The sequence below is a fragment of the Streptomyces sp. ICBB 8177 genome (genome assembly GCF_003144095.1).
Lineage (GTDB): Bacteria > Actinomycetota > Actinomycetes > Streptomycetales > Streptomycetaceae > Streptantibioticus_D.
This window is the reverse complement of sequence record NZ_NSKH01000018.1, coordinates 2,439,036-2,452,236: the sequence shown is the minus strand read 5'-3', so window position 1 is coordinate 2,452,236 and position 13,201 is coordinate 2,439,036. Positions and strand designations below refer to the sequence as shown.

General features: G+C 72.9%; 7 protein-coding genes. 5 read left to right on the top strand and 2 right to left on the bottom strand.

The features are described 5' to 3' along the window. The gene (gene glgP, locus CK485_RS19535; protein ID WP_109452296.1) at nucleotides 1–2,631 is read right to left on the bottom strand and encodes an alpha-glucan family phosphorylase; all 2,631 of its coding nucleotides are present in this window, start codon (nucleotides 2,629–2,631) and stop codon (nucleotides 1–3) included. 576 nt (nucleotides 2,632–3,207) lie between these two features. Between glgP and CK485_RS19530 the strand changes: the two genes are divergently transcribed. The 5 genes from CK485_RS19530 to CK485_RS19515 all read left to right on the top strand — a co-directional run bounded on the left by CK485_RS19530 (nucleotide 3,208) and on the right by CK485_RS19515 (nucleotide 11,981). Continuing rightward, nucleotides 3,208–5,208, top strand: coding sequence for an alpha-1,4-glucan--maltose-1-phosphate maltosyltransferase (locus CK485_RS19530; RefSeq protein ID WP_109452294.1), 2,001 nt, complete (start codon nucleotides 3,208–3,210; stop codon nucleotides 5,206–5,208). Then, complete coding sequence (gene treS / locus CK485_RS19525) at nucleotides 5,205–6,905, top strand: maltose alpha-D-glucosyltransferase (RefSeq protein ID WP_109452292.1); 1,701 nt, start codon at nucleotides 5,205–5,207, stop codon at nucleotides 6,903–6,905. Before CK485_RS19530 ends, treS begins: the two co-directional genes overlap by 4 nt. Before the next feature lie 462 nt (nucleotides 6,906–7,367). Continuing rightward, complete coding sequence (locus CK485_RS29755; protein ID WP_241968492.1) at nucleotides 7,368–8,735, top strand: phosphotransferase; 1,368 nt, start codon at nucleotides 7,368–7,370, stop codon at nucleotides 8,733–8,735. A 137-nt stretch (nucleotides 8,736–8,872) separates the two neighbouring features. Continuing rightward, nucleotides 8,873–11,209: a 1,4-alpha-glucan branching enzyme gene (gene glgB / locus CK485_RS19520; RefSeq protein ID WP_241968491.1), complete on the top strand. Its 2,337-nt coding sequence runs from the start codon at nucleotides 8,873–8,875 to the stop codon at nucleotides 11,207–11,209. Nucleotides 11,210–11,369: 160 nt separating this feature from the next. Further along, complete coding sequence (locus CK485_RS19515) at nucleotides 11,370–11,981, top strand: XRE family transcriptional regulator (protein ID WP_241968407.1); 612 nt, start codon at nucleotides 11,370–11,372, stop codon at nucleotides 11,979–11,981. A gap of 38 nt (nucleotides 11,982–12,019) precedes the next feature. On the opposite strand, the gene CK485_RS19510 is transcribed toward CK485_RS19515, so the two are convergent. Further along, complete coding sequence (locus CK485_RS19510; protein ID WP_109452286.1) at nucleotides 12,020–13,045, bottom strand: ATP-dependent 6-phosphofructokinase; 1,026 nt, start codon at nucleotides 13,043–13,045, stop codon at nucleotides 12,020–12,022. Nucleotides 13,046–13,201 lie beyond the last annotated feature (156 nt).

Sequence of the window (13,201 nt, the reverse complement as noted above, 5' to 3'; positions counted from 1 at the left end):
TCAGCGCAGGACGCCTGCCGTCATCCCGGTGGTCTCGGGCGGTACGGCGATCAGGCCCGGTTCCGCGGATGAGGCCAGCAGCGGGTGCGCGGGCAGTACGCGCACCGTGTAGCCGAACGGGCCGCTGCGGTCCAGCGTCAACGGGCCCTCGTACAGCCTGCGGCCGTCGAGGTCGGGGCGGCCACCTGCCGGTTTGAGGGAGACCACGACCGGATCGGTGATGCGGTCGGACTCGTCGACCCGGCCGGAGACCGCCTGGACGTCCACCTCACCGGGTTCCAGATCGCCGAGGGCGACCTTGACCCGCAGGGTGAGCGAGGACCCCAACTCGGGTGTGCCGCCTGCCGGCTGGGCCTCGACGTGGTCGACGGCCACCTGGGGCCACTGCTCGCGCACCCGGGCCTTCCACGCGCTCAGCTCGCGCGCCGCCCGAGGGGTCAGCGCGCGGTGCGCCCTGGCGGCGGGGGCGTACAGCTCGTCCACGTACTCGCGGACCATGCGGCTCGCCAGCACCTTCGGGCCGAGGGTGACCAGGGTGTGCCGGACCATCTCGATCCAGCGGCGCGGCAGTCCCCCCCGGTCGGTGTCGTAGAAGCAGGGGGCGACCCGTGACTCGATCAGCTGGTAGAGCGCGGCGGCCTCGATGTCGTCGCGGCGGTCGGCGTCGCCCTGCGCCCCGGCGCCCGCGCCCTCATCGGCTGTCGGGATCGACCAGCCGTTGTCGCCGTCGAACCACTCGTCCCACCAGCCGTCCAGCACCGACAGGTTGAGGCCGCCGTTGAGCGCGGCCTTCATCCCGGAGGTGCCGCAGGCCTCCAGCGGGCGCAAGGGGTTGTTGAGCCAGACGTCGCAGCCCGGCAGCATCGCCTGCGACATCGCCATGTCGTAGTCGGGCAGGAAGACGATGCGGTGGCGGACCCGGTGCTCGTCGGCGAAGCGCACGAGTTCCTGGACCAGCCGCTTGCCGCCGTCGTCCGCCGGGTGCGCCTTGCCCGCCACCACGATCTGGATCGGCCGCTCCGGGTGGAGCAGCAGCCCGGCCAGGCGCTCGGGGTCGCGCAGCATCAGGGTGAGCCGCTTGTAGGACGGCACGCGGCGGGCGAAGCCGATGGTCAGGACGGACGGGTCCAGCACCTGGTCGCACCAGCCGAGTTCGAGGTCCGCGGCGCCGCGCTGCCGCCACGAGGCGCGCAGCCGGCCGCGCACCTCCTCGACCAGTTGCTCGCGCAGGGTGCGGCGCAGCTCCCAGATCGCGGCGTCCGGGATCGACTCGACCGCCTCCCAGCGCTCCGCGCCGCCGACGGTCAGGGCGTCCTCGGTGCGCTGGCCGCCGACCTGCCGGGCGGCCAGCCGCAACACCTCGGGTGCGATCCAGGTGGGCGCGTGGACGCCGTTGGTGATGGACCGGATCGGCACCTCCTCGGGGTCGAACCCGGGCCAAAGGCCCGCGAACATCGCGCGGCTGACGGCGCCGTGCAGGGTGCTGACGCCGTTGGCGCGCTGGGCCAGGCGCAGACCCATCACGGCCATGTTGAACACCGCCGGGTCGCCGCCGGGGTAGCTCTCGGCGCCCAGAGCGAGCACCCGGTCGACGTCGACGTCGGGCAGTTCGCCGCCGGGCCCGAAGTGGCGGCCGATCAGCCCGCGGTCGAAGCGGTCGATGCCGGCCGGCACGGGGGTGTGCGTGGTGAACACGGTCCCGGCGCGCACCGCCTCCAGCGCCGCGTCGAAGTCGAGTTCCGGGGCGAGTTCGTTGATCCGTTCCAGGCCGAGGAGGCCGGCGTGGCCCTCGTTGGTGTGGAACACCTCGGGGGCCGGGTGGCCGGTGACGCGGCAGTAGGCGCGTACCGCTCGCACGCCGCCGATGCCGAGCAGCATCTCCTGGAGCAGCCGGTGTTCGCTGCCGCCGCCGTACAGGCGGTCGGTGACCTCGCGTTCGCCGGGGCCGTTGTCCTCCACGTCGGAGTCGAGCAGCAGCAGCGGCACGCGGCCGACCTTCGCCTGCCAGACCTGCGCGTGCAGCGTGCGGCCGCCGGGCAGGGCGAGGGTGACGCGGGCCGGGTCGCCGCCGGGCTCGCGCAGCAGCGTCAGCGGCAGCTCGTTGGGGTCGAGCACCGGGTAGTGCTCCTGCTGCCAGCCCTCGCGGGACAGCGACTGGCGGAAGTATCCGTGCCGGTAGAGCAGTCCGACGCCGATCAGCGGCAGGCCGAGGTCGGAGGCGGCCTTGAGGTGGTCCCCGGCCAGGATGCCGAGGCCGCCGGAGTACTGCGGCAGGGCCGCGGTGATGCCGAACTCCGGCGAGAAGTAGGCGATGGCGCGGGGCAGTTCGCGGTCGGCGCCCTGGTACCAGCGGGGGCCCGTGAGGTAGTCGGTGAGGTCCTCGGCCGCCGCGGTCAGGCGCCGCAGGAACCTGCGGTCCCTGGCGAGGGCGGCGAGCCGGTCGGCGGGCACCGCGCCCAGCAGCCGCACCGGGTCGCCGCCCGCGGCGCGCCAGCCGCCGGGGTCGACGGACTGGAGCAGCTCGCGGGTCTCCGGATGCCAGGACCAGCGCAGGTTCTGCGCCAGCTCCCCCAGCGGGCGCAGGGGTTCGGGGAGGACCGTTCGGACAGTGAATCGACGGATAGCCTTCACGCCTACGACCGTAGCGGCGCGCGTGCCCGTTTCGCCCGACGTCCGGCGTTCCAGGAGGGGTCGTCGAGTCTCCACGGGCGCACTACCAGCGCACCTTTGGCACGCGATCCGGCCGAACGCGCCCCCGTTGCCCCGGCGAGCCGGGACGACCCGCGGGGGAAGCCGGTGGACGGGCCGGTCTGAGGGGTGTTCCCGCAACGCGGTGGGGAAGGCTTCCCGGGGCGGGCGCCGGGTGCGGTCCCGCGGTGTGCGGCCGGTCGTGGTGACCCGGGCACGGGTCATGACGCGGGCCGGTCCGCCGTGGCCGCGAGCCGGTGCGGGGGACCCGTGGCGCGGCCCGCGCACGGCACCACGGCGGGCTCGCCGAGCGGGCCCCAGGCGGGGTGAGCGGTCCCGGCCCTCGGCCCGCGCACGCGGGGGAGGAACCGGTGCGCGGTCTCCCGTCGAAGCCATCCAAATCCAACCGAGTGAACGCGGTGGGGAGCGGCCATGCAGCCGAGTGCGAAGTCGGGCGAGCGGATAGAAAGGGCTTCGGGGGCACCGAGACCACGTAACGACGTAAGCCCAGGTGAGCCAATGATCGGTCGTATCCCGGTACTCGATCCGAGCCCGCTCGTGGACTGCGGGCGCCGCCCGGCGAAAGCCGTGGTGGGCGAGGTGTTCGAGGTGTCCGCCACCGTCTTCCGCGAGGGCCATGACGCCGTCGCCGCCAACGTCGTGCTGCGCGATCCGGCGGGCCGCTGCGGCCCCTGGACGCCGATGCGCGAACTGGCCCCCGGCACCGACCGGTGGGGGGCCGAGGTCACCCCGACGGCCGAAGGGCGCTGGACCTTTACCGTCGAGGCCTGGTCGGACCCGCTCAGCACGTGGCGGCACGCCGCGAGCGTTAAGATCCCGGCCGGCATCGACACCGACCTGGTGCTGACCGAGGGCGCCGCGCTGCACGAGAGGGCGGCGGCGGGCGTGCCGAAGAAGGACGGCCGGGCGGTCGTCCTGGACGTGGTGGACGCGCTGCGCGACCCGGCCAGGAGCGCCGCCGACCGGCTGGCGGCGGCCCTGGAGCCCGAGGTCCTGGCGGTGCTGGGCCGCCATCCCCTGCGCGAACTGGTCAGCGCCACCCGGCCGCTGCCGCTCCAGGTGGAGCGCCGCAGGGCACTGTTCGGCTCCTGGTACGAGTTCTTCCCGCGCTCCGAGGGCGCCGTCCTCAAGCCCGGCGAGCCGCCGGTGTCGGGGACGCTGCGGACCGCGGCGGAACGGCTCCCGGCGATCGCCGCGATGGGCTTCGACGTGGTCTACCTGCCGCCGATTCACCCGATCGGCCGCGCGTACCGCAAGGGGCCCAACAACGCGCTGACGGCAGGCCCGTACGACGTCGGCTCGCCGTGGGCGATCGGCTCGCCGGACGGCGGGCACGACGCGGTCCACCCGGACCTGGGCACGCTCGCCGACTTCGACGCCTTCGTGGAGCGGGCGCGGGAGCTGCGGATGGAGGTGGCGCTGGACTTCGCGCTCCAGTGCTCACCGGACCACCCGTGGGTGGCCAAGCACCCGCAGTGGTTCCACCACCGCGCGGACGGCTCGATCGCGTACGCGGAGAACCCGCCCAAGAAGTACCAGGACATCTACCCGCTCGCCTTCGACGCCGACTTCCGCGGTCTGACGAAGGAGACGCTGCGGGTGCTGCGGCACTGGATGGATCACGGGGTGCGGATCTTCCGCGTCGACAACCCGCACACCAAGCCGGTGGTGTTCTGGGAGAAGGTGATCGGCGAGATCAACCGCACCGACCCCGACGTGATCTTCCTGGCCGAGGCGTTCACCCGCCCGGCGATGATGCGCACGCTGGCCGAAGTCGGTTTCCAGCAGTCGTACACCTACTTCACCTGGCGCAACTCCAAGGACGAACTGACCGACTACCTGACGGAGTTGAGCCAGGAGACGGCGCACGTTCTGCGGCCCAACCTGTTCGTCAACACCCCGGACATCCTGCACGCCTACCTCCAGCACGGCGGGCGGCCCGCGTTCGAGGCCCGGGCGGTGCTGGCGGCGACGCTGTCGCCGACCTGGGGCGTCTACTCCGGCTTCGAGCTGTGCGAGCGCACCCCGTACCGGGAGGGCAGCGAGGAGTACCTCAACTCGGAGAAGTACGAGCTGCGGCCGCGCGACTGGGCGGGCGCCGAGGCCCAGGGCCGCTCCCTCGCCCCGCTGCTGACCACCCTCAACCGGCTGCGCCGCCGTCACCCGGCGCTCCAGCGGCTGCGCAACCTGCGGTTCCACCGCACCGACAACGAGGCCGTCATCGCCTACTCGAAACGGGCGCGGACGGCCGACGGCGGTCACGACACCGTACTGGTGGTCGTCAACCTCGACCCGCACCACACCCGTGAGGCGACCGTGTCGTTGGACATGCCGGAACTCGGCCTGGACTGGCACGAGTTCACCCCGGTGCGCGACGCGCTCACCGGCGAGACCTACCACTGGGGCAGGGACAACTACGTGCGGCTGGACCCGGCCACGGTGCCCGCGCACGTGTTCTCGCTGCGACCGTCCTCACCGATCGGAGGGTCACCCAATTGATCGTCAACGAGCCCGTCCAGGACACCTTCGAGGACACGCCGGCAAAGGACCGCGATCCCGACTGGTTCAAACGCGCCGTCTTCTACGAGGTCCTGGTGCGGTCGTTCCAGGACAGCAACGGCGACGGTGTCGGCGACCTGAAAGGCCTCACCGCCAAGCTGGACTACCTCCAGTGGCTCGGCGTGGACTGCCTGTGGCTGCCGCCGTTCTTCGCCTCGCCGCTGCGCGACGGCGGCTACGACGTCTCCGACTACACGGCGGTGCTGCCGGACTTCGGCGACCTCGCGGACTTCGTGGAGTTCGTGGACGCCGCCCACCAGCGCGGCATGCGGGTGATCATCGACTTCGTGATGAACCACACCAGCGACCAGCACCCGTGGTTCATCGAGTCCCGTACCAACCCGGACGGCCCGTACGGCGACTACTACATGTGGGCCGACGACGACAAGAGCTACGACGACGCCCGCATCATCTTCGTCGACACCGAGACGTCCAACTGGACCTTCGACCCGGTGCGCAAGCAGTACTTCTTCCACCGGTTCTTCTCCCACCAGCCGGACCTGAACTACGAGAACCCTCGGGTGCAGGAGGAGATGATCGCGGGCCTGCGGTTCTGGCTGGACCTGGGCATCGACGGCTTCCGGCTGGACGCGGTGCCGTACCTGTACGCGCGGGAGGGCACCAACTGCGAGAACCTGCCCGCCACCCACGCGTTCCTCAAGCGAGTGCGGGCCGAGATCGACGCGCAGTACCCGGACACCGTGCTGCTGGCCGAGGCCAACCAGTGGCCCGAGGACGTCGTGGACTACTTCGGCGACTTCCAGCAGGGCGGCGACGAGTGCCACATGGCGTTCCACTTCCCCGTCATGCCGCGCATCTTCATGGCGGTGCGCCGCGAGTCGCGCTACCCGGTCTCGGAAATCCTCGCCAAGACCCCGCAGATCCCGGCCGGCTGCCAGTGGGGCATCTTCCTGCGCAACCACGACGAGTTGACGCTGGAGATGGTCACCGACGAAGAGCGCGACTACATGTACGCGGAGTACGCCAAGGATCCGCGGATGCGCGCCAACATCGGCATCCGGCGGCGGCTGGCCCCGCTGCTGGACAACGACCGCAACCAGATCGAGCTGTTCACCGCCCTGCTGCTGTCGCTGCCCGGCTCGCCGATCCTCTACTACGGCGACGAGATCGGCATGGGCGACAACATCTGGCTGGGCGACCGCGACGCGGTGCGCACCCCGATGCAGTGGACGCCCGACCGCAACGCCGGGTTCTCCTCGTGCGACCCGGGCCGGCTCTTCCTGCCCACGATCATGGACCCGGTCTACGGCTACCAGGTCACCAACGTCGAGGCGCAGATGAGCAGTCCCTCGTCGCTGCTGCACTGGACCCGCCGGATGATCGAGATCCGCAAGCAGAACCCGGCGTTCGGCCTGGGCACCTACACGGAGCTGGCCTCCAGCAACCCGGCCGTCCTGGCCTTCCTGCGCGAGTACAAGGACGACCTGGTCCTGTGCGTGCACAACTTCTCGCGCTTCCCGCAGCCGACCGAACTGGACCTGCACACCTGGGAGGGTCGTCATCCCGTGGAGCTGATCGGCGGGGTGCGCTTCCCGGCGATCGGCGAACTCCCCTACCTGCTGACCCTCGCCGGCCATGGCTTCTACTGGTTCAGGCTGCGGCGGGACGCGCAGTAGGGAGAGCGGGCCCGCGCGGTCCGCCCGGAGCGTCCGGGCGGACCGCGGGACCAGCCACGACCGTTCGACGCCCAGTCAGGAGGTACGCCTCGGACACGAGTCCGGTTTCACCCGCCGGGGCGCGGGCAGGCTCCACCGTGCCGGTCCCGGCGCCGTACGCGACGCACCGGGCCGCCTCGTACGCCAATTGCGCCACCTGCACGGATGGTTCCTCGACCCGCCCGGTTGCACCGCCGGACAGCTGCCACCGCGCGCCCTTTCACTGAGGTCCCCCACCGCATCGGACGGGTGCGCGTATCCCGAGGAAAGGACGTCATGTCGGACACCTCGCGGCTTCGCCCCAGCACAGGTACGGACCCCGGCCCCATGACCGCCCCGGGCCGCGTCCAGCACACGCCCCCCGCGGCCCGCGCCGCCGGGGACATCGGCGCGGGCACGGCGCTGCTCGGCGCGCTCACGCCGATGCTGCGTGAATGGCTGCCCGGGCAGCGGTGGTTCGCCGGCAAGGGGCGCCCGATCGACGGCCTGGCCCTGCGCAGCGCGGTCGAGGTGCTGCCCTGCGACGGCCGCCTGGGCACCCCGGGGCTGCTCCATCTGCTGCTGGAGGTCCAGCAGCCGGGCGGCACCCCCGACTGCTACCAACTGCTGCTGGGCACCCGCGAGGTGCTGCCGCCGTCGCTGGGGCCCGCGCTGCTGGGCCGGGCGCAGGACGGTCCGCTGGCCGGGCTGACGGTCTACGAGGCGCTGCACGACCAGCGGCTGACCGGGCTGCTGCTGGAGCGGCTGCGCGCCCCGGGCCGCACCGGGCCGCTGCGCTTCAGCGCGGAGCCGGGCACCGCGCTGCCGGCCGGGCTGACGCCGAGGCTGTCGACCGCCGAGCAGTCCAACTCCTCGGTGGTGTACGGCGACACGTTCATCCTGAAGCTCTTCCGGCGGGTCTCCCCCGGTGCCAATCCGGACCTGGAGCTGTCGCTGGCCCTGGCGCGGTCCGGGTCGCGGCGGGTGGCCGAGCCGGTCGCCTGGTTCGAGGCGGTGGGCCTGTACGACGAACCGGCGACCCTCGGGCTGCTCCAGCGCTTCCTGCCCGGGTCGGTCGACGGCTGGACGCTCGCGCTGCGGGCGCTGGACGCGGGCCGCACCGCGGCGCAGGACGGCCGGCCCGCGGGCGTGGGCGACGACTTCACGCCGCACGCGCACGCCCTCGGGCAGGCCACCGCCGAGGTGCACACCGCGCTGGCCGACGCGCTGCCGACCACCGTGCTCACCGGCGCGCGCATCAGCCTGCTGGCCTCCGCGATGGCCGACCGCCTGGACGCGGCCACCCGCGCGGTGCCGCGGCTCGCGCCGTACGCGCGGGGCCTGCGCGGCGCCTTCGAGGACCTGGCGCGGCTGGGTGAGCGCGGCCTGACGCTGGCCGCCCAGCGCATCCACGGCGACCTGCACCTGGGCCAGGCGCTGCGCACGGCGGGCGACGGCTGGGTGCTGATCGACTTCGAGGGCGAGCCGGCCCGTCCGCTGGCCGAGCGGCGCACCCCGCGCCCCGCGGTGCAGGACATCGCGGGCATGCTGCGCTCCTTCGACTACGCGGCCCGGCACCGCGATCCGGCCGACCCGGACGCGGCGGCCTGGGCGGAGGCCAACCGCGCCGCGTTCTGCGCCGGTTACGCCCGGCGCGCGGGCCGCGACCCGCGCGAGTCGCCGGTGCTGCTGCGCGCGTACGAGACCGACAAGGCGGTGTACGAGGTGCTGTACGAGGCCCGGCACCGGCCCGACTGGCTCCCCATCCCGATGGCCGCCGTCGAGCGGCTGGCCACCGCCCCGGCGCCGTGAGCGCCCGCCGCCGGTCCGCGCGCCGGCCCCCCGTTCCCACCGAGCAGACCACCACCCCCGCGACCGATGAGGAGGGCCCGACCGTGACACCGCGCGAACACCCGCCCGTGACCAGGACGCAGACCGGCGCCGCGCCGGTGCCCGGCACGCAGCCGGAAGCCGCCGCGCGCGCTCCCGGCACCGGCCGCCGCAGGCCCGCCTCCGGCACCGCGCCGGTGGCGCCCACCACCCGCACGGCCGGCTTCGGCGCGGGCTCCGGCAGCCCGGCCTCCGGCGCCGCCGCGCCGCCGCTGCCCGCCCCGCCCGCGCCGCCGCTCGACCAGGGCGACCGGGACCGCCTGCTGAACGGCGAGCACCACGACCCGCACGCGCTGCTGGGCGCCCACCCGGTCCCGGACGGGATCGTGGTGCGCACGCTGAAGCCGAACGCGCGCGCCGTCGTCGTGGTGGTCGAGGACGGCTCGCGGTACGCGCTGCGGGACGAGGGCGGCGGACTGTTCGCCGGTGTCCTGCCGCCGGGCGGTATCCCCGCGTACCGGCTGCTCGTGACGTACGACGAGGCACAGCACGAGACCGAGGACCCCTATCGTTTCCTGCCCGCGCTGGGCGAACTGGACCTGCACCTGATCGGCGAGGGCCGGCACGAGGAGCTGTGGACGGCGCTCGGGGCCCGGGTGATGACCCACCAGGGCGTCACCGGAACCCGGTTCACCGTCTGGGCGCCCAACGCCCGGGGGGTGCGGGTCACCGGCGACTTCTGCTTCTGGGACGGCACCGGCAACCCGATGCGGTCGCTGGGCTCCACCGGCGTGTGGGAGCTGTTCCTGCCGGGTGTCGGCGAGGGCACGCTGTACAAGTTCGAGATCACCGGCCCGGACGGCGAGCGGCGGATGAAGGCCGACCCGATGGCCCGGCGCACCGAGGTGCCGCCCGCGACCGCGTCGGTCGTCACCGCCGCGCACCACACCTGGCGGGACGAGGAGTGGATGGCGCACCGCGCCGACACCCCCGTGCACCGCGCGCCGTTCTCCGTCTACGAGGTCCACCTGCCGTCCTGGCGGCCGGGGCTGACCTACCGCGAGCTGGCCGAGCAACTGCCCGCCTACGTCAAGGACCTGGGCTTCACGCACGTGGAGCTGATGCCGGTCGCCGAGCACCCCTTCGGCGGCTCGTGGGGCTACCAGGTCACCTCCTACTACGCCCCGACCGCGCGGCTGGGCACCCCGGACGACTTCCGTCACCTGGTGGACGCGCTGCACCAGGCCGGGATCGGCGTGCTGATGGACTGGGTCCCGGCGCACTTCCCCAAGGACGACTGGGCGCTGGCCCGCTTCGACGGCACCACGCTGTACGAGCCGGGCGACCCGCGCCGCGCCGAGCACCCCGACTGGGGCACGCTCACCTTCGACGTCGGCCGCACCGAGGTGCGCAACTTCCTGGTGGCCAACGCGGTCTACTGGTGCGAGGAGTTCCACATCGACGGCCTGCGGGTGGACGCGGTCGCCTCGATGCTCTACCTCGACTACTCCCGCGAGGACGGCCAGTGGTCGCCGAACGTCTACGGCGGCCGGGAGAACCTGGACGCGGTGGCGTTCCTGAAGGAGATGAACGCGACCGTCTACCGCCGCAACCCGGGCGTGGTCACCGTCGCCGAGGAGTCGACCGCGTGGGACGGCGTCACCCGCGACACCGCCCACGGCGGCCTGGGCTTCGGGCTGAAGTGGAACATGGGCTGGATGCACGACTCGCTGGAGTACGTCGCGCACGAGCCGGTGCACCGCAAGTACCACCACGGCGAGATGACGTTCTCCATGATCTACGCCTACTCGGAGAACTACGTGCTGCCGATCTCGCACGACGAGGTGGTGCACGGCAAGCGGGCGCTGGTCGACAAGATGCCCGGCGACTGGTGGCAGCGGCGCGCGAACCACCGCGCGTACCTGGCCTACATGTGGGCCCACCCGGGCAAGCAACTGCTGTTCATGGGCCAGGAGTTCGCGCAGGGAGCGGAGTGGTCCCACGACCACGGGCCGGACTGGTGGCTGCTGGACGAGACGTACTCGGCGGCCGGCGACCACCGCGGCGTGCGCGACCTGGTACGCGACCTGAACCGCGAGTACGCCGCCACCCCGGCGCTGTGGCAGTGCGACACCGACCCGGACGGCTTCTCCTGGATCGACGCGGGCGCGGCCGAGGACAACGTCTTCTCCTTCGTCCGCCACGACACCGCGGGCGGCACGCTGCTGAACGTCACCAACTTCTCGCCCGTCGTGCGGCGCGGCTACCGGGTCGGCGTGCCGGAGCCGGGAGGGGTGTGGACCGAGGTCCTCAACACCGACGACGCCCGCTACGGCGGCGGTGGGGTCGGCAACCCGGAGCCGGTCAAGACCGAGCCGGTGGCGTGGAACGGCCGCGCGAACAGCGTCGAGCTGACCCTGCCACCGCTGGCCACCCTGTGGCTGCGCCCCGGGTGAACGGTAGGTTCCGGTAGGAACCTCCGAACCGGGCGCCGTTGACCGGCCGCCGGTTCGGAGGTTCACACCGTACGTGACGCGCCGTGGTCGCCCCTACTCTGTCCGAATGCCACCCCCCTTCGATCCTGTGGCCGCGAGACGCCTGCGCGAGCAACTTGGAATGTCACACGCCAACATCTCCCATGGAATGTGGGCCTCTTACGGGCTGCGCGTTCACCCCGCCACCGTGTTCGCCTGGGAGCGCGGCGAGGCCGTACCCGACGAACGTGAACTGACCGCGCTGGCCGGTGCGTTGTGGTGCGCACCGGCGGACCTGCTGGGCCGTCCCACCACGTTGCGCGAGTGGCGCTGGGCGCGCGGGATCACCTCCCCCGACCTCGCCCACCAACTCGGCATGCGGCGCGGGGACTACGAGCGCATGGAGGAGCGCGGACGCTGGAGCGGCAACGCCCGGCAGAGCGCCCTGCTGGGCCAGTTGCTCGACATCCCGCTGCCCGACCTGCTGGCGGTCACCGGCCGCGCGGAGAAGCTCGCCGACCACCTGCGCTCGACCGCGAAGGTGCGCTGGCAGGCCTACGCGGGCCCGGTCTGCGCGATGGTGCCGCTGCCACGCGAACGCGTGGAGGAGGCGCTGCGCCGGATCAACGAGGAGTACCACGCGCTGATGGCGTCCACCCTCAGCTGGAGCGCGTCGGCCTCGGCCGAGGACAAGGGCGGCCCGTACCTGGACGGCGTCCTCGACCGCTTCTGGACGCTGCTCGGCATGAAGTGACGCCCGCCGCCCGCGCCCTGTGGTGAACGCGGGCGCGGTCAGAAGACCGACTCCGCCTCCCGCATCCGCTCCGGCGGCACCCGCTTGAGCTCCGCGACCGCCTCCGCCAGCGGCACCATCTCGATACCGGTGCCGCGCAGCGCGGTCATCATCCCGAACGCGCCCGCGTGCGCGGCCTCCACCGCGTGCCAGCCGAACCGGGTGGCCAGCACCCTGTCGTACGGCGTCGGCACGCCGCCGCGCTGGACGTGGCCGAGGATGACCGGCCGGGCCTCGGTGCCGAGCCTGCTCTCCAGTTCGGCGGCGAGCCGGTTGCCGATGCCGAAGAACCGCTCGTGGCCGAACTGGTCGACCGCGCCGCGCCCGTAGGCCATCGTGCCCTCGGCCGGGTGCGCGCCCTCGGCCACGCACACCACGGCGAACTTCTTGCGGCGCGAGAAGCGCTCGGCGACCATCGCGACCAGGTCGGCCGGGTCGAAGGGGCGCTCCGGGACGCAGATGCCGTGCGCGCCACCCGCCATACCGGACTCCAGCGCGATCCACCCCGCGTGCCGTCCCATCACCTCGACCACCATCACCCGCCGGTGGGACTCGGCGGTGGTCTTCAGCCGGTCGATCGCCTCGGTGGCCACCGTGACGGCGGTGTCGAAGCCGAAGGTGCGGTCGGTGCCGCGGATGTCGTTGTCGATGGTCTTGGGCACCCCGACCACCGGCATGCCCGCGTCCGACAGCATCTTGGCGGCGGTCAGCGTGCCCTCGCCGCCGATCGGGATCAGCGCGTCCAGCCGGTACTCGGCGGTGAGCTGCCGGGCGCCCTCGACGGCCTCGGCCAGCCGTGCGCGCTCCAGCCGAGAGGAGCCGAGGATGGTGCCGCCGAGCGCAAGGACGCCGCCAACGTCGTCCAGGTCGAGCGGCCGCACGTGGCCTTCGAGCAGTCCCCGGAAGCCGTCCTCGAAGCCGATGACCTCGTCGCCGTGCGCGGCCACCCCGCGGTGCACCACCGAGCGGATGACGGCGTTCAGCCCGGGGCAGTCGCCGCCCGCGGTGAGGACTCCGATGCGCATCCCGGTCGCCTCCCGCGGCGTCTGTGCTCCCTGCCGATCCCGCTGCCCCTGACCGTTCATACCTTATGAGAAGTTTGGGGTGGTGACGTGCGCGACGCACCCGCGACCCGGCGCGCGGGGCCCGATCGCGCGCGTTAGCGTCGATAAGGGACCGGA